The organism is Paenibacillus turicensis, assembly GCF_050461185.1.
GTDB classification, from domain to species: domain Bacteria; phylum Bacillota; class Bacilli; order Paenibacillales; family Paenibacillaceae; genus Fontibacillus; species Fontibacillus turicensis_A.
The window spans coordinates 125,303-151,017 of the sequence record NZ_JBCMOR010000008.1 but is presented as its reverse complement, the minus strand read 5'-3'; the positions used below and the strand labels follow the sequence as shown (position 1 = coordinate 151,017).

The 25,715-nt window shown below is 40.8% G+C and carries 27 protein-coding genes; 24 read left to right on the top strand and 3 right to left on the bottom strand.

What is annotated here, in order from left to right; all coding sequences use genetic code 11:
* The first annotated feature begins 74 nt into the window (after window positions 1-74).
* Window positions 75-1,289, top strand: a complete 1,215-nt coding sequence (locus tag ABE099_RS14235) for a glycosyltransferase family 4 protein (protein WP_430031800.1) — start codon at window positions 75-77, stop codon at window positions 1,287-1,289.
* A gap of 13 nt (window positions 1,290-1,302) precedes the next feature.
* Entirely contained in the window at window positions 1,303-2,742 is a 1,440-nt protein-coding gene (locus tag ABE099_RS14230) for a deoxyguanosinetriphosphate triphosphohydrolase family protein (RefSeq protein WP_430031799.1), read from the top strand.
* 60 nt (window positions 2,743-2,802) lie between these two features.
* Here ABE099_RS14230 and ABE099_RS14225 read toward each other — a convergent pair whose 3' ends face one another.
* Window positions 2,803-3,657, bottom strand: a complete 855-nt coding sequence (locus ABE099_RS14225; RefSeq protein WP_430031798.1) for an AraC family transcriptional regulator — start codon at window positions 3,655-3,657, stop codon at window positions 2,803-2,805.
* 203 nt (window positions 3,658-3,860) lie between these two features.
* Between ABE099_RS14225 and ABE099_RS14220 the strand changes: the two genes are divergently transcribed.
* Together ABE099_RS14220 and ABE099_RS14215 are read left to right on the top strand one after the other, a co-directional pair.
* On the top strand, window positions 3,861-4,520 hold the full coding sequence (locus tag ABE099_RS14220; protein ID WP_430031797.1) for a ThuA domain-containing protein: 660 nt from the start codon (window positions 3,861-3,863) through the stop codon (window positions 4,518-4,520).
* Window positions 4,521-4,550: 30 nt separating this feature from the next.
* On the top strand, window positions 4,551-5,651 hold the full coding sequence (locus ABE099_RS14215) for a Gfo/Idh/MocA family protein (protein WP_430031796.1): 1,101 nt from the start codon (window positions 4,551-4,553) through the stop codon (window positions 5,649-5,651).
* 123 nt (window positions 5,652-5,774) lie between these two features.
* Here the strand turns inward: ABE099_RS14215 and ABE099_RS14210 are convergent, their stop codons facing one another.
* On the bottom strand, window positions 5,775-6,017 hold the full coding sequence (locus ABE099_RS14210; RefSeq protein ID WP_430031795.1) for a hypothetical protein: 243 nt from the start codon (window positions 6,015-6,017) through the stop codon (window positions 5,775-5,777).
* An 803-nt stretch (window positions 6,018-6,820) separates the two neighbouring features.
* Between ABE099_RS14210 and ABE099_RS14205 the strand changes: the two genes are divergently transcribed.
* The 12 genes from ABE099_RS14205 to ABE099_RS14150 all read left to right on the top strand — a co-directional run bounded on the left by ABE099_RS14205 (window position 6,821) and on the right by ABE099_RS14150 (window position 16,308).
* Entirely contained in the window at window positions 6,821-7,774 is a 954-nt protein-coding gene (locus ABE099_RS14205) for an ABC transporter substrate-binding protein (RefSeq protein ID WP_430031794.1), read from the top strand.
* 300 nt (window positions 7,775-8,074) lie between these two features.
* Entirely contained in the window at window positions 8,075-8,860 is a 786-nt protein-coding gene (locus tag ABE099_RS14200) for a glycosyltransferase family 2 protein (protein ID WP_430031793.1), read from the top strand.
* Entirely contained in the window at window positions 8,857-9,963 is a 1,107-nt protein-coding gene (locus ABE099_RS14195) for a glycosyltransferase family 2 protein (RefSeq protein ID WP_430031792.1), read from the top strand. The genes ABE099_RS14200 and ABE099_RS14195 overlap by 4 nt, the downstream gene beginning before the upstream one ends.
* The gene (locus ABE099_RS14190; protein WP_430031791.1) at window positions 9,960-10,706 is read left to right on the top strand and encodes a glycosyltransferase family 2 protein; all 747 of its coding nucleotides are present in this window, start codon (window positions 9,960-9,962) and stop codon (window positions 10,704-10,706) included. The genes ABE099_RS14195 and ABE099_RS14190 overlap by 4 nt, the downstream gene beginning before the upstream one ends.
* 26 nt (window positions 10,707-10,732) lie before the next feature.
* Window positions 10,733-11,464 (top strand): sugar phosphate nucleotidyltransferase, encoded by a 732-nt coding sequence (locus ABE099_RS14185; RefSeq protein ID WP_430031790.1) that lies wholly within the window; start codon window positions 10,733-10,735, stop codon window positions 11,462-11,464.
* Window positions 11,461-12,447, top strand: a complete 987-nt coding sequence (gene rfbB, locus ABE099_RS14180; protein ID WP_430031789.1) for a dTDP-glucose 4,6-dehydratase — start codon at window positions 11,461-11,463, stop codon at window positions 12,445-12,447. The genes ABE099_RS14185 and rfbB overlap by 4 nt, the downstream gene beginning before the upstream one ends.
* A 257-nt stretch (window positions 12,448-12,704) precedes the next feature.
* On the top strand, window positions 12,705-13,559 hold the full coding sequence (locus ABE099_RS14175) for a GT-D fold domain-containing glycosyltransferase (RefSeq protein ID WP_430031788.1): 855 nt from the start codon (window positions 12,705-12,707) through the stop codon (window positions 13,557-13,559).
* A gap of 3 nt (window positions 13,560-13,562) precedes the next feature.
* Window positions 13,563-14,855 carry a glycosyltransferase family 2 protein gene (locus tag ABE099_RS14170; RefSeq protein WP_430031787.1) on the top strand — a complete coding sequence of 431 codons (1,293 nt, stop codon included), beginning with the start codon at window positions 13,563-13,565 and terminating at the stop codon, window positions 14,853-14,855.
* A 151-nt stretch (window positions 14,856-15,006) separates the two neighbouring features.
* A complete protein-coding gene (locus ABE099_RS14165) occupies window positions 15,007-15,294 on the top strand; it encodes a nucleoside-diphosphate sugar epimerase (RefSeq protein ID WP_210091333.1) in 288 nt (95 codons plus the stop codon).
* A 24-nt stretch (window positions 15,295-15,318) separates the two neighbouring features.
* On the top strand, window positions 15,319-15,660 hold the full coding sequence (locus ABE099_RS14160; protein ID WP_430031786.1) for a restriction endonuclease subunit S: 342 nt from the start codon (window positions 15,319-15,321) through the stop codon (window positions 15,658-15,660).
* A gap of 17 nt (window positions 15,661-15,677) precedes the next feature.
* Window positions 15,678-16,019: a hypothetical protein gene (locus ABE099_RS14155; RefSeq protein WP_430031784.1), complete on the top strand. Its 342-nt coding sequence runs from the start codon at window positions 15,678-15,680 to the stop codon at window positions 16,017-16,019.
* Window positions 15,964-16,308 (top strand): hypothetical protein, encoded by a 345-nt coding sequence (locus ABE099_RS14150; protein WP_430031783.1) that lies wholly within the window; start codon window positions 15,964-15,966, stop codon window positions 16,306-16,308. Before ABE099_RS14155 ends, ABE099_RS14150 begins: the two co-directional genes overlap by 56 nt.
* Before the next feature lie 763 nt (window positions 16,309-17,071).
* On the opposite strand, the gene ABE099_RS14145 is transcribed toward ABE099_RS14150, so the two are convergent.
* Window positions 17,072-17,200, bottom strand: coding sequence for a hypothetical protein (locus ABE099_RS14145; RefSeq protein WP_430031781.1), 129 nt, complete (start codon window positions 17,198-17,200; stop codon window positions 17,072-17,074).
* A gap of 175 nt (window positions 17,201-17,375) precedes the next feature.
* Here ABE099_RS14145 and ABE099_RS14140 point away from each other — a divergent pair, with 175 nt between their 5' ends.
* The 8 genes from ABE099_RS14140 to ABE099_RS14105 are packed head-to-tail and all read left to right on the top strand — an operon-like array spanning window position 17,376 to window position 25,715.
* Window positions 17,376-18,461, top strand: a complete 1,086-nt coding sequence (locus tag ABE099_RS14140; protein WP_430031779.1) for a CgeB family protein — start codon at window positions 17,376-17,378, stop codon at window positions 18,459-18,461.
* Window positions 18,462-18,517: 56 nt separating this feature from the next.
* A complete protein-coding gene (locus ABE099_RS14135; protein ID WP_430031841.1) occupies window positions 18,518-19,627 on the top strand; it encodes a CgeB family protein in 1,110 nt (369 codons plus the stop codon).
* A gap of 22 nt (window positions 19,628-19,649) precedes the next feature.
* Window positions 19,650-21,146, top strand: a complete 1,497-nt coding sequence (locus ABE099_RS14130; protein ID WP_430031777.1) for a glycosyltransferase family 4 protein — start codon at window positions 19,650-19,652, stop codon at window positions 21,144-21,146.
* 35 nt (window positions 21,147-21,181) lie between these two features.
* A complete protein-coding gene (wecB, locus tag ABE099_RS14125) occupies window positions 21,182-22,273 on the top strand; it encodes a non-hydrolyzing UDP-N-acetylglucosamine 2-epimerase (RefSeq protein WP_430031775.1) in 1,092 nt (363 codons plus the stop codon).
* Window positions 22,266-23,252 carry a polysaccharide biosynthesis protein gene (locus tag ABE099_RS14120; RefSeq protein ID WP_430031774.1) on the top strand — a complete coding sequence of 329 codons (987 nt, stop codon included), beginning with the start codon at window positions 22,266-22,268 and terminating at the stop codon, window positions 23,250-23,252. The genes wecB and ABE099_RS14120 overlap by 8 nt, the downstream gene beginning before the upstream one ends.
* Window positions 23,249-24,097 (top strand): dTDP-4-dehydrorhamnose reductase family protein, encoded by an 849-nt coding sequence (locus ABE099_RS14115; RefSeq protein WP_430031772.1) that lies wholly within the window; start codon window positions 23,249-23,251, stop codon window positions 24,095-24,097. Before ABE099_RS14120 ends, ABE099_RS14115 begins: the two co-directional genes overlap by 4 nt.
* Window positions 24,058-25,002 carry an NAD-dependent epimerase/dehydratase family protein gene (locus ABE099_RS14110; protein WP_430031770.1) on the top strand — a complete coding sequence of 315 codons (945 nt, stop codon included), beginning with the start codon at window positions 24,058-24,060 and terminating at the stop codon, window positions 25,000-25,002. Before ABE099_RS14115 ends, ABE099_RS14110 begins: the two co-directional genes overlap by 40 nt.
* The gene (locus ABE099_RS14105) at window positions 24,999-25,715 is read left to right on the top strand and encodes a glycosyltransferase (protein ID WP_430031769.1); all 717 of its coding nucleotides are present in this window, start codon (window positions 24,999-25,001) and stop codon (window positions 25,713-25,715) included. The genes ABE099_RS14110 and ABE099_RS14105 overlap by 4 nt, the downstream gene beginning before the upstream one ends.

Genomic DNA, 25,715 nt, shown 5'->3' with positions numbered 1-25,715 from the left:
GTAGCCTCCTAATACGAATTTGAAGCTTTTAATTAGGCTCATTTTAACGAAATAGGTAAAAGGGGATTGTGGATATGGTACAGGGGCAAGGGAATGGGCAGGGACAAGGGCGTAAGGTGGCAGTAATTACCCCAGGATCGTTTGTCATTCCATCAGGGCGAAGTAGCTCAGTTGAACGTGTAATTGAAAAGATGGTTCCTTTAGTTGCAGATCAATTACAAATTCATATTTTAGGCAGGGGAGAAGGGCACGGGGAAACACAAATATTACTTGGTGGTGTACCATGTTATCGCTTGCCAGGTGGAAAAGCTTATGAAGGGGCAATTCTACGTCATTTACGCATTTGGCGCCCAGAGGTGGTTGATGTGCATAATAGACCGCTTATCGCGTATCATTTAAAGCTCAGACTTCCCTTTACTACCGTATTTTTAACATTACATTCAACTACGTTTATTTCTAGTACGTATTGCCCAGAGCATTGTACGCTGAGGATGCTTAATCAGGTGGACGGTATTATTGTGAACAGCCAATTTTTAAAGGAAGAACTGCTGCGGCGTTTTCCTGGCTTACAAGTGCCTATACATGTTAATCCACTTGGCGTGAGTATGGAGGATTTTATACCTAGATGGACACCTCAAGGAGAGGCATTACGTCAAGCTAGAATGCTCGATTTAGGGATACAAGACAAAAAGATTATTTTATTTGTAGGCAGATTAATTCCATCCAAAGGGGTTCATCATATCATTTATGCATTTGAGGAAATTCTAGCTCGTCAGCCAGATGCGATGTTGCTTATAATCGGAAGTGCGCTTTATGGTAATGACCGAGAAAGCAGGTATGTTAAACGTTTAAAGAAGATGGCACATAAACACAAGGAGCGTATTATGTTTTTGCCGTTTATTTCATATCCCAAAATTGCAGATTGGTACAATGTAGCAGATGTCGTTGTTGTTCCTTCAAGCGAAGAAGAGGCATTTGGCTTAGTAAATGTCGAGGCAATGGCAACGGCGGTCCCTGTTATAGCGACACAGTCAGGGGGAATCCCTGAAATTGTAGAGGATGGGAAGTCGGGGAGATTGTTACCGCTCAATACAATCCCTGCTTCATTTGTTCCGGTTATTACTGAGCTGCTTGCGGATCAGGATAAAATAAAAGAAATGGGGAAGGCTGGACGGGAACGAGTACGGAAAAGCTTCCGATGGCAGCATACAGCTTCGAGGTGGCTATCCTTGATGAATACAAGTGATTATAATAAAGAAAAGGAACTTATAGATCAATGTAGGAGATAGAGAGGTAACGATAATGGATATTAAACAAATGAGACAACATCGGCAATTTCCCGATAATATTGGTCATGAGACAGCGAGAGCAACGTTTGAACGAGATTATTCACGTTTAATTCATTCCCCTACCTTTCGGAGACTACAAGGAAAATCACAAATTTTTGGTGCTGGCACTGGAGATTATTACCGCACGCGTCTGACACATTCTTTAGAGGTGGCGCAAATTGCACGAGAAGCTGCAAGAAGTCTACTACGCAAATATCCTGAGCTTCATTCTGATGAGGCAGATCATCCAGGCTTAATCATTGATCCCGAAGTGGTGGAATGTGCAGCGATTTCTCATGATTTTGGTCACCCCCCATTTGGTCATAAAGGTGAAGAGGTGCTGCAAGGTATTTTATCTAAACTGATCGATGAAAAGGTGCAGGCGGCTTTACGAGCTCTTCCGCATTATACTGCCGCAGATGTACAGCAGATTAGAAATGAAGTAGAACGCAAATATGAGCACTTTGAAGGTAATGCCCACAATTTCCGCTTGATGATGTTCCTAGAGAAGCGTGAAAATATTGACGGGCTTAATTTATCAGATGCCGTTTTACTTGGAACAAATAAATATCCTTTTCCTGGGACTGAAAATAAAAAGGGATTATACCAGCATGAATGGGCGTACATTTCCCACATTCGGGACAGTTGGTCTATCCCTTATGGCAAAAAGACGCTTGAAGCACAGCTGATGGATCTGTGTGATGATATCGCTTATTCCTCTCATGACCTTGAGGATGGAATTAAGGCAGGTAAAATTCAAGTCAATGAAACCTTTATGCATGAGGCGTCCAACATAAATCTGATCGTACAAAAGATTGAAACGCTAGAGGATCAGGTATGGCGCAATTGGAGTAGGGAAGCGATTCGCAAAAAAGTAGATGAAGTTTTAACTGAATTTCTACAAGTGTGGAAGGATAAGTACGCTATTTGTGGTCAAGATATTTCACGGACAAGACGTGAGGTGAAGGCGTATTGGGTTAGTTTGTTTGTGACACATTTAGGTTGTATTAGCGAAGGGGATTGGAAAAAGGTTACCTTTGTCACAGAGCCTACATCAGATCGTATTCTTACCGAAGTAGATGAGGATGAGGATATGCTCCGAACTGTAAGTGTACTTAAAAGCTTTGCTTGGGTAACGATGGTGTCTGACTTAAGGGTGCAACGTCTCCAGAAAAGAAGTGCTTGGATTATTACCCGTTTATGGGATGCATTTATTGATTCCGATACCTCTTTGGCTATTATTCCAAGTGATTGGTTACAACGATTTGAAGAGGATCAACGTAAACCGACACCACTGTGGACATGGGAGCATATGATTGTTGATTACATTGCAGGGATGACCGATGCGTATGCAGAGAAGGTTTACAATGAGCTATACGGACTAAAGGTTGGCTCAATTTACGACTTAGAGTAAATTAAGATTAAGCTGGGTTCCCATAAAATAACTCACGAGGGATGCTATTTGCATCCCTTTTTATTTTGGAAAGCGTAAGTCAGTAGGTTTGCATTTTTTCAGTTGTTTAAAAACTCTATTAAAGGTTCTAACATTCGTAAACCCGCATTCTAATGCAATTTCTAGCATTGTTTGCTGTGTAGAAATAATCATTTCTTCTGCTTTATCTATTCGCAAACGGTTGAGATAGGACGTATAACTCATCCCCGTAATATTTTTAAAAAAGCGTGAAAAGTGAAATAAGCTCATTTTTGCTTGCTTTGCGGCCTCCTCTAGCTTTACCCCATTCATATAGTTTGCTTCTAAATAATCTAATACCTCCTGCATAATTTTCATGTTTAAAATACGTCGATTATCCCCACTTAGGTCAATTTGTCTGGAAGGGATATGTCGTAATAAAAGTCCACATAACGTATGAATCATCCCTGTTGTTACATTTTCATAGTGAGACTCTCTTTTATCTATTTCCTGCTTAATCTTTAAGATAAGCTCCGTAATCTCCTGCTGATGCTGGGGCAAGACTACAAGTGAGTCGTTGATAGTAAGATTAACATCAATAAAAGGCGATAAAAATCTACTTTGTGTTGGCCAACTCCCGGTACATCCGATCAGTGAAGGGTGAAAAATAATAAGAATGATGGTAGAGGTAGTGTTGTTGCTATCGTAATAATGAATATCTCCACTGCTACATATTGCGAGGTCCCCGGCATGAAGTAACCGAGATTCTGAATTGATCCCGATACGGATGGAGCCTTCACATACATAAATAAGCTCAACGTCAGTATGCCAATGAGCAAGAAAGTTAAAATTTTGATGTTGAGAAACATAAAAAGGGTGTTTGGAGGAATATAAGCGATTTTCATGGTAAGCACGCATTTATAATTTAATCTCCCTTGGTGGAATTAATTTAACGTAATCAAAGTAATTAACAGTACAATAGCAAAAAATGTCCATATAAACAAGTGGAATGACGAGATTTAAAATAGGCACTCTACTACAATTTAAATTAAGTTGAAACATTAGAATTCATACAAATGAAAAGCTGGATCATTATAAAATAAGATTAGGAGTGTAAAAAAATGTCGCTAAAAGCATTGATCGTGCAAGGTGGATGGGACGGTCACCAGCCTAAGGAAGTATCGGAGATTTTCGCTGATGTATTAAGAAAAGAACGGTTTGAAGTAGAGATTTCTGACACACTAGATGCCTTTTGTGATAAGGAAAAGTTAATGGGCTTAAATTTAATTGTTCCATTATGGACGATGGGCGAAATTAAGAAGGAGCAGCTTGAGCCTGTGTTAGAGGCTGTACAATCTGGCGTTGGCTTAGCTGGCTGTCATGGAGGCATGTGTGATTCGTTTCGTCAAAGTGTAGAATGGCAATTTATGACTGGTTCACAATGGGTGGCACATCCTTTTAATGATGGTGTGGAATATGAAGTCAACATTTTAAAAACGAGCTCAAGTCCAATTACAGAAGGTATGAATGATTTCATGATCACCTCTGAACAATATTATTTACATGTTGATCCCGCAGTGGATGTCCTTGCCACTACTACGTTTGGAATCAGCGAAGGCCCCCATTCTGCGAATGGTGTTATTCATATGCCTGTTGTTTATACAAAACGATGGGGTAAAGGTAAAGTGTTTTATAACTCTCTTGGTCACCAAGCTAATATCTTTGATGTGCCAGAGGCAAAAGAGCTCATGCGTCGTGGTTTCCTGTGGGCAGCAAAATAAATTTAATATACTATAACTGGAGGGTGAGTCATGATTAAGGTTGGTATTATTGGCTGCGGAAGTATTAGTGATATCTATTTGCAAAATTTAACCCATATGTTTAGAAATGTGGAAGTATATGCCGTTGCTGATCTGATTGAGGATCGTGCGATTGAGGCGGCAAATAAATATAATGTTCCGCATGTGATGACGACGGACGACTTATTATCTTCTCCAGATATCGGAATCGTCGTGAACTTAACTACACCGCAAGAGCATTTTCATTTATGCAAGCAAGCACTTTTAAATGGCAAACATATTTATGTAGAAAAGCCACTTTCCTTATCGACTGAGCAAGGGGATGAATTAGTTGCATTGGCTGCTGAGAAGCAGTTGCTGTTAGGCAGCGCACCAGACACCTTCTTAGGAGCAGGAATCCAGACGTGTCGCAAGTTAATTGATGATGGTTATATTGGGAAACCTGTTGCTGCAACCGCTTTTATGGTCTGCCATGGACATGAGAGCTGGCATCCAGATCCAGAGTTTTACTATCAGCATGGTGGTGGGCCGATGTTAGATATGGGGCCGTATTACTTAACTGCCTTAGTGACCTTGCTTGGTCCTGCGGCTACAGTGTGTGGGATGACGGGGGCTGCCTTTAAGGAAAGAAAAATTACAAGTGACAAAAAGTTTGGGCAGATCATTCCCGTTGAGGTTGCTACACATGTTACAGGAAATATTGAGTTCCAAAGTGGTGCGATCGCTTCCATTATTACAAGCTTTGATGTATGGAGTAGTACATTGCCACGTATAGAGATTTATGGTGAAACAGGTACGTTAATTGTCCCTGATCCCAATACGTTTGGCGGACCTATTATGTATCGACCTGCTGGAGCAGAAGACTTTAAAGAGTTCCCGCTCGTGTACAGCTATGGCGAAAACAGTAGAGGCATTGGCGTAGCCGATATGGCGAATTGCATAGAGCATGGCGGAAAGCCTAGAGCGAACGGCGAACTAGCTAATCATGTATTAGAAATGATGCATGCGTTCCAGACTAGCTCAGATACTAAGCAGTATGTCACATTGAAAACAAACTGTGAGCAGCCTAAGCCAGTGGCTATGGGTCTGACACAAGGCGAGTTTAGGAATTAAGGAATTAAGGAATTAAGAAATTTAGGGATAGCATGTTCAAATGCTGTAGATTAAAACAGCAAAAATAAACTAAGATGAAAAAAGAAGAAGAAGTGAGGGGCTTTAGTGCTCCTACACTTCTTTTTAGTATGTCTCTAAGCTAATTGAGAGATAAGGCCGATCTACATTTTTAGTTTTAGGATAAATAAATCTAGCCAATATTTTACGATTTTTATCATAATAAATTTTAGAAGTTAAGCCTTGCTCCCAATCGTAGGTTCGAGTGATATAATTTTGTCCTAATGCTACCTCGATATCCGCAAGCGTGCTAATCTTGTGCCGGTTGACTAGCGCATTTGCTTCAGGGACTGAGGTTTTCAATTGCACAATGTTACCCTCCTGATTTGTCACTAAAGAGAAGTTTTCGTAATATAAGTAAGTTAAATTTCCTTTGGTTATATTATCAAAGCTCAAGGATGGTTTGAATGTTGACGTATCTATATTATCAATGTTTTCGTTAAGTTGCAGGCCTTGTATATAAATAGAACTTAGGTCTGTAGAGGGAAGGTTTTGGATTTCGAGTTTGTTTTTTGTATATATAGCCATGGGAATTAAAATGAAGACAATGCTGATTATGATTAAATATTTAAATTTTTTATTGATATGTAATGGGCGAATAACGTTCTCTTCCTTTCTAACTTGTTCTTATTTCTACATAAACTACATACTAGTGGCTCAATCTTGAAATCAGTACTTGACAGCCAACCCGAACTAGCGAAGAGACAGAGAGATTCTGAAGGTTGTCTCTTAAAATCAAATTCCACCCATAAATATACTTCAATAAAAGGGGCTCAACTTAAGAATCGGTACTTGACAATAAGCTAACGAAGCGAAGGAGCAGGGAGATGGTGGAGAAGCGAACGCGGCCGCCTTTAAGATCACAATTTTATCCATTCAAAGCATGTTATAAAGAAATTGAGGTCTTAACAGCGGTTGAAGCCACTCCCTGCTACGTAGCCTCTTACTCATCGATTGTCAAGAATCGATTTCTGTGTTGAACCTCTACTATAGTAGTAATTCCTCAAAACATTGACACCACCTTCCTCTATCTTTTATAATCAAGCTATCGCATTTTATGATAATGATTATCATTACCAAGAAAACTAAATATAGGGAGAGCTTACCTTACGATGAAAAAGAAATTGAATTTAAGTATGCTACTGTTGCTCATGATGGTTGTCATCATTAGCGCATGTGGGAATAATGCTACAAAAAATAATCAATCAGCAGGTGAAACCAAATCCTCCGTTTCTGAGGAAAAGTCTAAAGACACTGTAACCTATCAATCTGAAAATGGTCCTGTTAAAGTTCCTGCGCAGCCTACTAGAATCGTTGCTTTATCTAATGGGCCTAATGTGTTGTCCTTAAATGGAACGGTCGTTGGTGTAGATCAATGGACAGCAGGGAGTCCGCTTTTTAGCGATAAATTGAAGGATGTTGCGATTGTAACCGCAGATGATCCAGAGGGTGTAGCAGCACAAAATCCTGATCTTATCATTGTAGGAGCAGAGAGCAAAAATATAGATCAGCTACAAAAAATTGCCCCAACCGTTGTTTATACATGGGGAAAGCTAAACTACCTAGATCAGCAGGTTGAAATTGGTAAGCTGTTAAATAAAGAAGCCGAAGCTAAGCAATGGGTAGAGGATTTTTCTAAGAAAGCAGCCGAAGTTGGCAATAAGATAAAGGCTAAATACGGAGAAAAAATGACCGTATCTGTCATTGAATTAAGTGGTAAAGATGTTTATGTGATGGGTGATCATTGGGCGCGTGGAACTGAGATTTTGTTTCAGGCAATGAAACTGAATATGCCAGAAAAAGCGAAAGAAGAAACTATGAAACAGGGATATAATACGTTGTCACTTGAAGTACTACCTCAATATGTAGGTGATTTTGTTGTAGTTAGTAGAGATGTTGCAACGGATAATGAAATTATGAAGTCAACAATATGGAGTAAAATCCCTGCTGTTCAAAATAAACATGTCATCGAAATTGATACCAAAGCATCCTCCTATAGTGATCCAACTACACTAGAGCACTTGCTTAATATTTTTGAAAAAGGGTTTCTAGGAAGTGCGGAGTAAAAGCGTATCAGAGAGCTCGTCCAGGGTCATCTTGTACAGCCATTAACTAAAAAGACTTGTTACATTAAATCAGTGAAATGATTAATGGGCAAGTCTTTTTTTTATGTTTTCATTTAAAAACTCCCCCCTTCTGCGCAGAAAATAGGAAATATCGTAGTTGGATTATTGTACGTTTGCCGTTGCAACACTAGGGATATGACATACACTGTGGTATATACGCTGACACATGATAGATCGGAGGTGTAGCAAATCGTCAGAAAATCAAATATACAGGGACGGAAGCAAAGACGGTCACGATTAGTGTCTTCAAAAGCTAAAGGCCAAGGCACGATCATCAATCATCCTCAGCCAGTCGTCTCGATTATTATTCCTGTTATGAATGAAAAAAGGACATTAGCTAAAGTGTTACAGCAAGCAAGCAAGGTACATCGCTGTAGTGAGGTCATTGTCATTGATAATGGCTCTACCGATGGGACACCAAGGATTGCCGCCTCATGGGGGGCTAGATTAATTTCCTTTGAAGCGCCACTTGGTCATGATGTGGGAAGAAGAGTGGGAGCTGAAATGGCAAAAGGTGAAGTGTTACTGTTTATTGATGGAGACATGGTTATTCCTGCGCTACATTTAAAGCATTTTGTGCAAGCGATATTGTCAGGCGTAGACGTTGCTCTAAATGGATACCGAGGACCTACAGAACGGGAGCCTGTTCATCCTGTTATATTAGCAAAACATGTATTAAATGCTAGCCTAGGACGTGCTGATTTGGAAGGTGCATCGATGACAGCAATCCCTCATGCGATAAGTCGAAGAGCACTTCAAGTTATAGGGAGTAAAGCATTAGAAATTCCACCTCTAGCCATGACGATTGCTATCGATAAAGGGTTACATGTAAAGGCTGTGCATACCGTTGCTGTAGGAAGGAAAAACCCGACTAGATTTAAGCCAAGAAATACAGAGACGGTTGATCCGTTATCTTCATTAATTGTGGGTGACCATTTGGAGGCACTACATTGGATTCATAAGCAACGGGGGAGCCGTGGTGGTTATGAAGACCTTGGACGTAAGCGAGATCAGGTGATGATATGAAGCAAACAGCATATAAAAGAAGAAAAAGTTCAACAAAAATAAGATCGTCCTCTCGGCCTTATCCTAAAAATAAAAACCTAAGACGTCATAGACGAAAAGCTACAAATGGGGAGTTATCGATTCACCAAGCAAAAAAGGCAGGTTTTATGACTGCTTCACAGGCAATGGCAGCAGGTACTGAGGTTTCATGTTCTCATATGCAATTGACTGCAATGCAATGGTTTAGTACACATGAACCACAACTATCCAAGCAAATTCAAAATCAAGTCAAGCAAGTTGTCTCTTTGGCGCAAGCCTTTGGAGATGGGTATGAGCTAGCAGCGAAGCTAAAAAGAGAGTTTCTTCCATTACCTATACAAAAAACTTCTTCCGCTATTTTATGTGCAAGTAATGAGGAGTACACTTTGCCGTTGGTCATTGCTCAATTAAAAAGGTTACCACTTGATGAGATTATTGTGATTCTTAATGGCTGTCATGATGATAGCTACAATAAGATAGAACAAGATGAGCGCATTATCATTGTTCACTACAAGGAGCGGCTTGGACATGATGTAGGTCGTTCGATCGGAGCTAAACTTGCAACAGGAGATATATTGCTTTTTGTGGATGGGGATTTAACGCTAAAAGCAGAGCAGTTAGCACTATTTTTACTTGCTGTTAACAATGGCATTGACGTTGCACTTAATGATCTTAGCCCTTTTTTGCCAAAGTTTGTTTTCCAAGATCAGGTGACACGTATGAAATCATTTCTAAATATAACGTTAGGCAGAGGGGACTTAGGAGCAAGCTCCCTTACCGCTGTCCCTCATGCGATCTCAAGGAAAGCACTGAGTGAAGTAGGAGTAACCTCACTTATGGTTCCACCTAAAGCCCAAGCCTTGGCGATGATGAAAAATTTGAGCGTCGCTAATGTGGCAAGTGTAGATGTAGTCAAGGGAAACCGTTTGCGTGAGGGCAATATAGGACATGGCAACAAGGTAGCGAGACTGATTATAGGTGACCATGTAGAAGCATTGGATGAAGTAATGAGGCTTGGGGGCACTCGGCTAAAAACAACCACTTTACCCCGTCATGAGCTAGCGAAGGTGAGGAATCAAGGATGAGTCAATTCGCACAAACCAGCATAATTATTCCAACATATAATGGTCTTAATCTGCTTACTTCCTGTATTGCATCGATTCGGCAGCATACACCTGAAGCAATTGAAATTATTGTTGTAGATAATGGTTCACAGGATCAGACCGTAGCGTATTGTATTTCAGAAGGGATTACTGTCATTTCAATCCCCTCAAATCAAGGTTTTCCAATTGCCTGTAATAAAGGTTTATCGATCGCTTCAGGGCAAAATTTACTTTTACTCAATAATGATGTTTTAGTGACACCAAGGTGGCTTACTAACATGCTAACTGCGTTAGAAAGTCATCCTCAAATCGGAATGGTGGGTCCTACATCAAATTATGTTAGTGGTAAACAACAAATAAGTGATAGTTACAACAGCATAGCTGAATTTATGGATGCTGCCGAGCACAATAATCATTCCAATCCGCAGAGATGGGAGGAGACTAGGCGACTTGTTGGCATGTGCCTGCTTTTTAAAAGGGAAGTGCTACAGCGAATTGGGAATTTAGATGAGCGTTTCTCCCCTGGTCATTATGAGGATGATGATTATTGTTATCGAGCTTGCTTGGAAGGATACAGATTACTCATTTGCCATGATACTCTAGTATATCACGCAGGAAGTCAAAGCTTCCGTCGAGACCATCCTTCAGGGTGGCAGGATCTTATCGAACGTAATCGTGGGTTATTTATGGACAAATGGGGCGTGAATCCTTGGAATTTCATGTAGCATGAGGAGAAATGGGAGGGGAGTTTATGAAAGGGGTAATTTTGGCCGGCGGCACAGGAACCAGATTGTATCCTTTAACTCGCTTAATTAATAAGCATTTGCTTCCGGTAGGCAGCCACCCGATGGTGAGCTATGGAATAGAAAGGTTACGCCAAGCGGGAATAACAGAGATTCTCATCGTTATTGGTAAGCAGTCTGCTGGCTTATATACGGACTTTTTTGGAAGTGGAGAAAATTATGGTGTGCAATTAACTTTTCGGGTCCAAGAAACTGCCGGAGGTATTGCGGAAGCGTTAGAGCTAGCGCGTGGATTTATTTTTCCTGGTGAAAAATTTGTTGTTTTACTAGGGGATAACTTATTTTTGGATGATTTAACCCCTTACGTTGAGCAGTTTGATGAACAGCCGGCTGGTAGTGCACGCATTTTACTCAAAGAGGTGGAGGACCCACGTCGATATGGTGTGCCTGTATTTGATGAACACAACCCTGAGTTGATTAGTTATATAGAAGAAAAACCTAAAAAACCTAAATCAAACTATTCTGTAACAGGCATATACATGTATGACGATATGGTGTTTTCCTATATTAATATGATTCAACGATCTGCTCGGGGAGAATTAGAGATTACAGATGTCAACAACCTTTATGCCGAAAAAGGACGCTTAGAATACAATATATTAAATCTATGGTGGGGAGATGCCGGAACATTGGAATCACTGTATGAGGCGGGGATACAAATGAGAGGGGTGCTGCCATGAAGCGGCTACTCGTGACAGGCGGCCTTGGCTTTATAGGCAGCCATTTTATCGAATATATGCTAGAACATCATTCAAATATACACATCGTTAATTTAGATGCAATGACCTATGCAGGGAACCCCGACAATTTACAGGCGATTGCAAATGATGCTCGCTATCAATGGGTAAAGGGGGATATTACCTCTTCCTCCGATGTGGAGGAGGCCTTCGCAACAGAAATTGATGCTGTTGTGCATTTTGCGGCAGAATCCCATGTAGATCGTAGCATTGATGATCCGCAGGCATTTGCCAAAACAAATGTACTTGGCACATTAATTTTGCTAGAAGCAGCGAAGAAGCATGGCGTCTCCAAATTTGTCCATGTCTCGACAGATGAAGTGTATGGTACGTTAGGCAGTACAGGTTATTTTACCGAGTCGTCACCGCTTGCACCTAATAGTCCTTATGCGGCAAGCAAGGCAGGCTCTGATTTACTAGCACGCTCTTATTATGAAACATATCAATTTCCAGTTGTCATTACACGCTGCTCCAACAACTATGGTTCACGGCAATTTCCTGAAAAGCTGATTCCTACCATTATTACAAAGGCTTTAGCTAATGAACCTATTCCGATTTATGGGGATGGGCGTAATGTGCGAGATTGGCTTCATGTGCGAGATCATTGTGCGGCTGTAGCTTTAGCGTTACAGCATGGTGTACCTGGAGAAGTTTACAATGTAGGTGGGCATAACGAATGGAGTAATTTGAATTTGGCCTCGTTTATTTTGGAACTAATGAATAAGCCCTATCACTTACTACAATTTGTATCAGATCGTTTAGGTCATGATCGTCGCTATGCGATTGATCCAACAAAAACACAGCAGGAATTAGGCTGGAAACCTAGCATTTCGTTTGAAGCTGGGTTGGAGGACACAGTGAACTGGTATTTATCTGCTTCAACTTGGCTTGAACGTATTCATAGCGGTGAATATCACAATTTGTAGGAGGGAGTAGGATGGTTAGGCGGATCAAAAAAAAATTTCAGCAAAGGAAAACCCGCCTCACCCATAAATCCAGACGGGTTTTCAAAAAAAATAAGCGGGGGCGCTCTGCCCCCGTTACTTCTAAATTGAGCATGAATAAAAAGCAATCACACACATTGCCTATAATACCCACTTTATCAGACTCAACCCAACATAATGCTATAAACGAACCGAAGATAAACCAATTGAACGAGGGGTCACCACTACAATTAGAGCTGATGAATGCTGAATTAGATGAAATTTATACCAAAGCTTACGAAGAGGGATATTTTGAAGGCGGAGAAGCAAAAGTAGGGAATTTAATTCCACATGGTTACATTTTACCAGACTATACCGTAGATCAATTACTGACTATTGCTTTTCAAACAGTACGCCCCTCCTTAGTTCCGTTGAATTCACCTACACATGTATATCATCAAATTAAATCGGCGCTTGAGCAGCACCTACCTTTTTCATTAGTCCGTTTAGGAGATGGGGAGCTACTCACATTAGCACATAATACGGTAATTAGTACCGATGAAGCAAAACGTAGAGGTGCATTTCTACCTTATGCAGGCGTACAGCTCCCAGACGCTGAAGCATCAGCTATGCTGATTGAGGCAATCAAAAGGGCAGATTATATCGGTATTCCTGAATCTAGACATCCTTCCTATCAAGGCTTATTATTCCCAGTACTAAAGCATGCTCAAATTGACTATCGTAAGCTTAAATTAACGACGTCCACGATCAACTATGCCTTAAATGAACAGGGTTTTCTTCACCCTATTTTGAGTAGTAGCTCTCTATTGCTAATTGGAAATCAAGTTGAAGGATTATCGCATATATTGGCTAGACAAGGTTATCGTATTGCAGGCATGATCACACCAGTGAACGGAACACAGGATGTTGCTAGCATTGTAGAACAAGCTTCTCATTTTGAATTTGACTTAGCATTTGTATCAGCAGGTGTGGCTGCAGTAGCCATTTGTACAGGAATCGCTTCTAAAATGGGCAAGGTTGCACTGGATATGGGGCATATGGCAAATAAGCTTGAAAGTGGTGAAATTGCATTGAAGTTTAGGTTAGGGGTGTAACAGATGATAAAGCGTAACAAGCCTGTTTCACATTCTGAAAATATGTTTCAGCTAGGATATCAAAAAGGATATCAAGAAGGCGTTAATCAAGGAAAGCAATCATTTGGTACTTACTTTGAGGGCACAAGCATAATCATTCCAAGCTATAATCAAAAAGGGCTACTTCTGGAATGTATTGAAAGCATTGAAGCCTATACCGCTCCACCATATGAGATTATTGTGATCGATAATGGATCGGAGGATGGAACTGCGGAACAATTGATTGGACGCAGAGGCACGATTCGTGTCGTAAAAAATGAACAAAATTTAGGCTTTGCTAGAGCGATTAATATTGGGCTTATGATGGCAAAGGGAAACTATATTGTGCTTATGAACAATGATGTTCTTGTGACCGAGGGGTGGTTAGACCAGCTTTTAAATTGCTTAAATTCCGATCCGAAGATAGGTGCCGTAGGTCCTGTAACAAACTATATTAGCGGGGAGCAGCAAATTGGGGTGCCATACGAGGATATACAAGGTATGCGTGAATTTTCTATTGCATTTAATAAGAGAGATGCTACGAAATGGAAACGATGTGATCGGCTCGTTGGATTTTGTATTTTAATGCCTAGGTCTACCTTTGAGGATGTAGGTTATTTGGATGAGGGTTATGAGATTGGTAACTTTGAAGACGATGATTGGATTTTACGACTACGTTTTCAAGAAAAGCAAATGATGATTGCAGGGGATACCTTTGTGCATCATTATGGTAGCGTTACAATGAAGGGTTTAGGGCAACAAGGCTTTATTCAGGTGAACCAACGCAATGAGGACTTTTTTACCCAAAAGTGGGGGCGGGGCTTTGAATTGTTAGCCAATATGAATTTGAATATGAGATCCAATTCCCATCCCTTACGCTCCATCGATTTTTTCCCAACGCATGTTTTTATTAAAAGCTGGTCGGGCCGTATATATTGGTTAGCTAATGGGATCAAACACCCTGTGCCTGATTCAATACAAGTAGAACATGCAGATGCAACACGTCTATCCGTCATTGAACTTTTAAACATCCCAACAGGACCCCCATATGATCCAGCTATTCACCAGCCAAATCAACAACACTTAGAGGGCAGATTTATCTTCACCGCTGATGGTCATTACTATCAAATTGAAAGTTCTCGTTTAAGAGAATTTACATCCTCGTATGCTTGTCAGCAATGGGGAATATTGAAGCAATGTATAGAAATGAACATTCCCGATTTACCACAAGGATTACCTATTTTACCTCCACTTCGGCTGCAATCGCAAGATCTTTAACCCATCCTACGCAACCCTATAAGCACTCACTATATTGTCACCACTTAACCACATAAACACCAGTCTTGCATACCTGTGTAATAAGTAGCTTTGAGGTAACATGACACTCCTTAGGTGCATATGCTACTAAGAGGGAAAAGGAGTGAGAAGGGTGGAGCAAAAGGTAACCGAAATCATTACGCATATGTCTCATTCACACACGCAAATGGCTAGAGTCATTCAGGCCGAGAGACAGGTTGCTGTCCGTATGTCGCAATTACTCCATGCTATTCCTGACGATATGCCTTCCTTTGATGGAACAGAGGGGGTCATGGAAAACGCTAGTCGTGTGAATAAAAGTGTCGTTTCCTATTTGAATGCAATTGCCGATCTTGAGGAAGCGATGGCAGAAAACTTAGGTTATGTCATCAAGGAATTAAGGGATTCCAATGAAGAGTAACTTGTTAGGTTCGGGGATGATACGATGAGTAGAGAACAGTCGTTTTTAAAAATGTTGGAAGCAACAGCTAATATTCAGTGGAATATCTCTATGATCCTAGAGGCTAAAGCGGTTGAGGCAGAGAAGCTTCGTAATTGGGTACTTAATCATGTTGTAGAAGAAAGCTTTGCCGATCATGAAAAGCAATTATCCCATCCACTGGATGTCCATGATCAATTAATTGAAGTGATTGAAGGCTTAACCAAGCTACAAAGCGGGTTTAGCAGCAATCTTAAAACAATCCTTCCTGAGGAAGACGATGGGGAGGATGGCGGCGGCTTTGGTGATATGTTTGGTGGAATGGATTATGAGGGGTTAGACAAGTGAGTTACAGCCTTGTAGCTATGGAGGCCGCCAAACAAGACCTCATTCGTGCTATCGCCCGCAGTCAAACCGCAATGGCTCGTATTTTAGAGAGCTTGGCAGATGTGTCCACAGAATCGAGGGAAACAAGGGCACATCTTGCTCAGAATATCGCAACCCTAACTGAATATCAACGCACGATGGCACAGTCAGTCTGTGGCGTTTCCCTACATCGTGTATATTTTGGAACTCCTACAACGCCATGGATTACGAAGAAATGTTATCAAGCAAACGATATAACCCGAGGAGAGCACAGGAGGATAATCGATGATAACAAAAAAGGCTCGGTCCAGCCGTCCAACAAGAAGCAAAAAAAAGAGTAAGGCTACTCAATTAAAGAAAAAGAAGCTTACACTTAAACGACGTAAGTCCACACTGAAACGCAAAACAGGATTAAAACGTCGTTTACACCCTAAAACAAAACGTTTAAGAAAACGTAAGCTTGGTAGAAAGCCAATTGTGCCGGTGGAAGAAGTATTACCTCCGTTTGACGGTGATCCTTCTGACGCTTACCAACAAGCCTATAATGAAGCATACCAGCAGGGCTTTAACTCTGGCTTTAATCAGGGCTTTGAGGATGGGCATAAGCTCACATATAAAGAACGCGTATAACAGATAGGTGTAAAAAACGAGTATAAGAAACTAGTGTAAAGAGCACACGGAAATAAAAAAATCTCAAGTTTTTTAGATGTTTCAGTCTGAAAAACAAGAGATTTTTTTATTATACTTAGTACCCTGCTGTTTTACAAAAATTCAGTGCAGATAGAGCACGTAAATTTTTAGTGGATTTTTAGCCACCAGAATCACTCAAGTGAAGTTTAGAAGGAAGTGGACAAGCGGAGTGATGGGAACTCCCTCCAATATAAAAATTGAGTGCAGATAGAGCACGCAAATTTTTAGTGGATTTACAGCTACCAGAATCACCCAAGTGAAGTTTAGAAGGAAGTGGACAAGCGGAGCGATGGGACTTCCTTCAATATAAAAATTCAGTGCAGATAGAGCACGCAAATTTTTAGTGGATTTACAGCTACCAGAATCACTCAAGTGAGTGTAGAAGGAAGTGGACAAGCGGAGCGGTCACATTTAAAAGAGGATTCCCCCCATTAGATACATTAAATGGAATCCGCTTTTAAGAGCGATGGAGACTTCCTTCAAAAACGGAACACCGCTTCATAGCCAATCATGCTTGTGGGAAAATACACCTACAAGCCCCTTCTTTTTTTATGCGAAATGTCGAATGAAGCACTCCGAATTTAATGTATTTGGGCCAACATTGAAACACTACAGTGAGAGTTTTGGAGGAAAGTGGACAAGCGGAGCGGTCGCATTTAAAAAGAGGATTTCTCCCATTACATACATTCGATGAAATCCACTTTTAAAAGCGATGGGAACTTCCTGCAAAACGGAACGATGCTTCAAAAGTCAAATACATTCCCTTCGGAGCGCGATCATTCCATCCACTAAGAGCGATGGGAACTTCCTGCAAAACGGAACGATGCCTCAAAAATCAAATACATTCCTTCGGAGCCCCTCATTCCATCCACCACAGGCATTAGCCAATTTATGAACCTATAGGGTAGTCGTCCATGATGCACGTGTACCGCAAGCATATATTTATATAGAAATCCATTTGGAATGGATAGACCTAGAAAATTCACAGAAGAAAAGGATGAATGACCTTGGACAATGTAACGGAGCTGGAGCTTCATTCTGATCGTGATTATCTGGGGGGATATCAGCAGGGATATCGTATTGGAGGATGTCAGGCAATACTGCAACGTATTTCTAGGCCGTCATTTACGAAACGTAAAGCTCGCATCTTATATGTTACTCAAGGCTTTGAAGCCATTGATGGAGGTATTCATCAAGCACTACACACGATCGTAAGTGAATGTATTGTAACCTCACCTGAATCTATGCTTATGGACGCAATAAATCATCGACCTGATTTAGTGCTAGTTATGAACGCCTTACACGTTTTCCCGGCGGATCATACTGCTCAAATCGACCAGCTTAGGGCGATGGGGATATTAACCGCAGTTTGGTTTGTGGATGATCCTTATTTCTCTGAGTACACCTCAGGCCTAAGCTTACACTATGATCTTGTATTCACACATGAAGAGCAATGTGTGGAGCAATATAAGCGGCTTGGTTGTAAAAGGGTTCACTACTTGCCGCTTGGCGTAAATCCTAACATGTTTAAACCTGTTGAAGTTGCTTCGGGTTATCAGTATGACGTTTGTTTTATTGGCAATGCGTTTTGGAATCGTGTTGAGCTGTTCCAGTCCTTAGCTCCTTTTTTGCAGGATAAAAAGGTGTTCATTGCAGGAGGACATTGGGATCGACTTCAGGAGGGGAGTGAATTAGCTAAATTTGTTTCACATGGCTGGATTCCAGTGGAGGAAACTGTTCGTTACTATAACGGAGCTAAAATTGTCATTAACCTTCATCGCCCCACTGCCTTTGGGCAAGACAATCATAACTTAATGGAATGGCAAGGCGGTTCAATTAATCCTAGGACTTACGAAATTAATGCTTGTGGCACATGTCAACTTACAGATGTACGTGGTGATCTAAGTAAGTATTATACACCAGAATACGATATTGGCACTTTTGGAAGTGTAGAAGAGCTGCAAAGCAAAATCGCCTATTATTTGGAGCATGAGAATGAACGAGTAGAAATGGCATGGCGTTCTTTATGGACGACATATCAGAACCACACATATGTGAGCAGAGTTTCTTCTCTGCTGAGTATTGCACTATGAGAAATAACAACAGGATGAGGAGTGACAATATGTTGAATCAACAAGCGAATCCTATAATGAATCCTTATGTAAGTTATGGGATTAATGATCCCAGACGTACTGGATTTGATAAAGGATTGCAGGATGGTTTTGAAGAGGGATATTTAAGAGGGCGTGCTAATGAAATTATAAGCAGACCAAGAGAAGTGTTTCCTGTACGTCCAGTTAAAGTGCTTTACATCAATTCGGGCAAGGGATTTCCATATTCCCCAATTGATGAGGCGATCGTAGCTACACTTCATTCTATGGTAGCTGAGGTGACTGTCGTTGATCCTAGTGCTCCGCTCTTAGAATTAGCAAGTTCCACACGTCCTGATGTAGTCATTGCTTTAGATGGCATGGGGCTTCCACTTGATCAAGTAGATGGAATTCGGGCCTTAGGAATTCGTACAGCAGTTTGGTTAACAGACGATCCTTATTATACAGATGTCACCTTAGGCATGGCCGTTCATTTTGACCACATCTTTACATTAGAACGCAATTGCGTTGAGCTCTATCGCTCACAAGGCGCCAGTCAAGTTCATTACCTACCCTTTGCCGCCTACAATGCTCATTTCCACCCTACCATTTCACAGTCTGCGATCCGTCGCAACGTTAGCTTTATTGGTTCTGCCTATTGGAATCGTATCAGCTTTTTACAACCTGTCATTGGTAGTCTGATGGAAAAGGGAACTCACATTAACGGAATTTGGTGGGATCGTCTGCCTGAGTTTTCTCAATATCCAAATCAAATTGAAATCGGCAAATGGATGGGACCAGAAGAGACATCTGAAGCCTATAGTGGAAGTAAAATTGTGCTTAATTTACACCGTTCTCCTTTTGATGAGTCTGTTAACCAAAATGGACTCGGCATTGTTGGCGTATCGCCTAACCCGAGAACATTTGAGATCGCGGCTTGCGGTACACTGCAGCTTGTAGATGCAAGAGACGATTTAGCACAATTTTATACACCAGGGAAAGAGATTGAAACCTTTAGTTCTCCAGAAGAACTGATGGATAAGGTTAATTTTTATTTGACACACGAAAATGAGCGAAGAGAAATTGCACTTCGTGCATTGGAAAGAACTTATAACGAGCATACGTATGCACATCGCATAGATGAAATGCTTCGCACTATATTTGGCTAAATGAGAGTGCAGGTGAATGTTCATGTCGGATAGGAAAAAGATGATCTTGTTCTCCCATGTATGTAACGCAAGAAATATGACAGGTGCGGAAAAACTGCTATTGTTTCTTGCTAGAAAACTAAATGCCTACTTTGAGTGTGTGCTGGTTGTTCCGCTGGAGGGAAAGCTTGCACAGATGGCGAGAGCCTCTGGAATACGAACAAAACAGCTCTATAACCCATTGTTATACGAAATGTGTGCGCCGTTTGAAGGCTTACAGGCGAAGGCGGATATGCTTGCTTATAGTTTTGATGGAAAAGCAATTTTATCGTTTTTGCAAGAGGAGAACTGTGATTATGTATTTGTGAATACGTGTGTTAATGTTGTGCCTGCTATGATGGCGAAGCACCTTGGTATCCCTGTCATATGGCATATTACGGAGACAGTACCAGAGCAAGCATTTCGTCATTTAACAGTAGGCTTAGTACAAAAATATAGCGATCATATTGTGGGTATTTCCGAAGCGGTGTTGTCTCCATATCGAGTGGGGACAGCACCATCCAAAGTAAGTTTGTTATACCCGTCTTGGGAGCAATACGAATATCATCCTGAACGATGGGACGCTGCTCGAATTACCAAACGCAAAGAATGGGGAATTAAAGAGGGTCAGATCGTCGTTGGTTATGTTTCTTCCTTTTTAATTGTACAGAAAGGTCCAGAGCATTTTATTGAAGCTGCAATAGAATTGAACAGAAAGTATAAAAACCTAAAATTTATAGTTATTGGTGGCGAACTAGATCGGAAATTTTATCGTCAACTAAAACGAAAAATTAGAGAAGCAGAATGTGTCGGGAAATTTATTTTTATTGATTATGAGGATGCCATCGAAACAGCCTATTGCGCCATGGATATTGTCGTCGTACCTAGCTTGTTAAGTGAAGGCTTTGGGATGACAGCAATGGAAGCAATGATTGTAGGTAAACCTGTCGTTAGCTATGCAGCAGGGGGATTACGTGAAATTTTGGAAAATACCAGCTCTAGTGAATACTTGGTTGGGGTTGGAGATAAAAAGCAGCTACAGGCTAAAATATCAGGCTTAGTTGAAGCACCTAATATGGCAAAGCAAATCGGAAAAAGTAACCAACAAAAGGTAAATCTTGTTTTTGGCCCACAAAATTATGAACATCAATTACAAGCTTTAGTTACGATGATCTCAAATTTAAGTGGAGAAGTGATTAACTTAAATCAAGAAAAAATTGACAATATAGGGACACCGATATCTCCATCTACCTCCGCTGTAACAGAAGCAACTAAATCTATAACTCGTCGAAGATCCTCACCTAGCTCAGTTCGAACTAAAAAGTCAAAAATAACCCGTAGAAAAATCTCGAAAAAAGGAAGGAAAATTAAGAAAAAAGGAACACAAGGCATAAACCGAAGCATAAAACGAAGCAGTCGCAAGATTAAAAAAATAAAGCCAAACATCAAAAGAAGTAAGAAGGCTAAACCGAAGCATCGCTCCAAAAAACGAAAAAGATAGATGAGACATCGCGGTTAGAAATGGGGAGTGAGAACGTGAAAATCATGACAATACTGGGCACACGCCCTGAAATCATCCGATTAAGCCGTATTATTCCTTTGCTGGATCAATACGCGGATGGGCATGTGCTTGTGCATACAGGTCAGAATTTTACGGCGAGCTTAAGCGATATTTTTTTCAAGGAGCTTGGGGTAAGATCACCTGATTATGTGTTGCAAGATAAGCAAGCTTCATTTGGGGGGCAGATTGCAGCGATGTTTACCCAAATGGAACAAATTTTGTGGAAGGAGCAGCCTGATCGTATTCTTCTGTTGGGCGATACCAACAGTGCGCTTTGTGCCATTTTGGCTGAACGGATGGGGATTGAGGTTGTTCATATGGAAGCAGGGAATCGTTGCTTTGACTTAAATGTACCTGAGGAAAAAAACCGGAAAATTATTGATGCGATTTCTTCTATAAATATGCCATATACATCGCAAAGTAAAAAACATTTAGAGGCGGAGGGAATTCATTCTTCACGCATTGTACTAACAGGAAATCCAATTTATGAGGTCATGCAGTTTTATGAGGAGCAAATTTCAAGCCGGGCTATTTTAGAGCAGCTTGGGTTAGAGGATCGGTCTTATTATCTCGTTACTGTGCATCGCTCAGAAAATGTAGATCATCCACATTCCTTAGCAGAAATCATGAAAGGACTTAACCTTGTAGCAGAGCAAAGTGGTCGTAGACTCATTTGCAGCATTCATCCTCGCACTCGCTCCAAACTTGCTGACCATGATCAGCTTCAGATGCATCCACTTGTTGAATTTTATGAACCATTTGGCTTTTTTGACTTTGTGAAGCTAGAACGTCATGCCGAAATGACATTAAGCGATAGCGGTACTGTTCAGGAAGAATGCTGCATTATGCATGTGCCTACAGTGACAATTCGTAATACAACAGAACGACCGGAGACGGTAGATTGTGGCAGTAATATCGTGTCTGGTATTGATGCAGCTAGTATTGCAAGAGCTTGCTTAGTGATGAGCAAAATGGACAAAAATTGGGAAGTGCCAACAGGATATCTTACTGCAAATGTATCAGAGACGGTTGTCAAATTTTTGCTTGGAGGGAAACGGCATGTTTGAAAATAAAGTGATATTAGTAACCGGGGGAACAGGTTCGTGGGGACATGAATTAGTAACGCAATTACTTCCTTTCAACCCGAAGAAGGTCATTATTTATTCACGTAATGAATCAACACAAGTGGCGATGAGTCGTCAGTTTGAGGATGCTAGATTAAGCTTCTGCATTGGTGACATTCGTGATAAAGAGGCATTAACAGTAGCCTGCCAAGGCGTGGACTATGTATTTCATTTAGCTGCACTTAAGCATGTGCCTGTGTGCGAGGATCAGCCCTATGAAGCGTTAAAAACAAACGTAATTGGTACGCAGCACGTCATTGAGGCAGCAATTGAAAATAACGTTAAAAAGGTCATTTATATTTCCACTGATAAAGCGGCAAATCCATCCAATTTTTATGGCATGACAAAAGCGATTGGCGAAAAACTCATTGTATATGCTAATTTGTTAGGCAGTCAAACTTCCTTTGTGACCGTTCGTGGGGGGAATGTGCTTGGAACCAATGGAAGTGTTGTTCACTTATTCCGCGATCAGATCCGTAAAAAAGGGGAGGTTTCCATTACGGATTACAACATGACACGCTTCTTCCTTACTTTACACGATGCAATCTCCTTATTATTTAAGGCAGCGATTGAAAGTATAGGGGGAGAAATCTTTGTCATGATGATGCCAACCTGCAAAATCGTAGATTTGGCAGAGGTATTAATTGAGGATGCAGCTGTAGAAAACGTAAATATCGTGGAGCGTGGCATTCGTCCAGGGGAAAAAATCCATGAAATACTGATGAGCGATTATGAAAGTATTACAACCGTTGTTTATGATGATCAATATTTAGTCATTTTACCAACAATTGATATTCCTAATCTTAAAGAGCATTATAAAAACCATCAAAAAGTAACATTTACTAGCTTTAGCTCCCATCAGAACTTAATGAATAAGGAAGAAATCAAAGATATTCTCCGACGTGGGGGGTTCTTATTATGAAACTTTTAATTCTGGGTGGGGGAGGTATGGCAGGCCATATGCTGGTGCAATATTTTCAGCAGCAAGGCCGTCATACTTGTTATTATACAACCCGGAATGAAGATGATTCGCATGGATTGTTTTTAGATGTAGCTGATGCTGTAGCGATGGAAAAAGTAATTGATGCTGTTCGACCTGATGTTATCATCAATGCAATTGGGATTCTGAACCAGTTTGCGGCTATGGATATTCATCAAGCTTATTATATTAATGGTCTATTTCCACACTATGTAGAGAAGCTTGCGGATCGGATTCGGGCACGCCTTATCCATATTAGCTCTGATTGTGTATTTGAAGGAACAAAAGGAAGCTATACAGAGGTGGATGAACCTGATGGCATAAGTGTCTATGCTAAAACTAAGGCTTTAGGAGAAGTGAAGCAACGAGGGCATCTCACCATTCGTACCTCAATTATAGGGCCTGAGCTTAAAAATAATGGCATAGGATTAATGCATTGGTTTATGAATGCTACAGGTGAGGTGTCTGGCTATCGCAACGTATTATGGAATGGCGTTACAACGCTAGAGCTAGCGAAAGTCATCGATCAATTGCTAAGCTCCTCCTTGTCCGGACTTATTCATCTTTGTCATCCAATCCCTATCAGTAAGCATGATTTGTTAGTCCTGTTTCAAAAAATATGGCAACGAAACAATGTTACGATTACACCAAGTGATACACCTATACTTGACCGCACACTCGTCTCAACACGCACAGATTGGAGCCATGACACACCATCCTATTTCGAAATGCTAAAGGAGTTGGAAGCATGGATGCGCAAAACTTCCTTAGCAACAAAACGATATTAATTACAGGGGCCTCCGGTTTTACCGGAGGTCATGCGTGTAACTATTTTGCGGGTGAGTTAGGTATGCAGGTATTTGCACTAGTTCGCAAGCCAATGAATACAATCCTACCCCCAAATATACAATCCAATATTCATTACCTTTGTTGTGATCTTGGAGACCTTGAGGGTCTACGTGCTTTAATCAAAGAGATAAAGCCTGGGTATGTATTACATTTAGGTGGTAAAAATTCAGTACCAGAGTCATGGGATAATCCGCTTATTTATATGCAAACAAATGTGCAATATACGTTCCATCTGCTTGATGCATTAAGATCGGTTCCTGAAAGTAGAGTACTCGTTGTTGGCTCGTCTCTTTCGGGAGATTTAAGTCGGATTCATCAATCTGCTCATCCGTATGGACTTAGTAAAGGCTTGCAAAAGATGGCAGTATTGTGTTGGCATCGATGGTTTGGGCAAGATGTAGTTGTGGTAGAGCCAAGCAATTTAATTGGGCCTGGACCCTCAACAGGGTTTTGCTCCTTACTTGGAAAATATATTGTGTCTTATGAACAAGGCATGGAGATCTCGCCCTTTCAAATTTCCTCCCGTGAGGATGAACGTGATTTTTTAGACGTACGTGATGCGGTGGCTGGATATGCACTTCTGCTATTACATGGAAAAAGTGGAGAGGAATATGGGGTCAGCTCAGGAAAAATACGAACCTTGGAGGAAATCGCCAAGTTAATGCTTGGGATGACCAATCATCAGATTCCTATATTGTGGGGAAATAAAGAGGGAACTAAAGCGGTTCAAAATTTCCCACAGCCTTCCTTTATTCGTAACTTAGGCTGGAAGCCACATATCCCTTTAGTACAGTCTTTACAGGATATTATGGACGATTTCAGAACACGAGGAGGGGTAAAATGAATCCAACAGTAAGTGTGGTTATTCCGTTTTATAATTGCGCCTATGTGAATATAGCGATTGAAAGTGTATTAAATCAATCCTATAGCCCCGTTGAAATTATTGTTGTAGATGATGGATCCACGAGAAATCAGCATTTAATCCAGCCCTATTTGCCGTATATTCATTATCTTGGGAAAGCGAATGGAGGTACTGCCTCAGCCCTTAATCATGGTATTCAATTTTCTTCAGGGCAATATATCGCTTGGCTAAGTTCCGATGATTTATTTTACCCGAATAAAATAGAGCATCAAGTTCGGTTTATGATGGAGCAACATGCTCATATCTCCCATACTAATTTTCATTATTTAAATTCTGAAGGCCACATTACACAATACAACGTTTCACCAAACTATACTGCCTCGGCACAATTTTACTCTATTTTCTTACATGCGAATCCAGTGAATGGTTGTACGGTGATGTTTACTAGGGATGTCTTTAATCATATTGGTTTATTTAATGAAGGCTTAAAGTATACGCAAGACTTAGATTTTTGGTATCGGGTCTTATTAGCTGGTTTTCATATGCCATTTTTAAATGAACCACTTACGGGGTACCGCTGGCATAATGAAATGGGAACGCTAGTGCATAATGCAGAGGTTCTAACCGAATTGAATTTTTTACAGCAAAGTAACCGGGAAGCGTTAGTAAGGTTGATTAACTCAACAAACTATTAA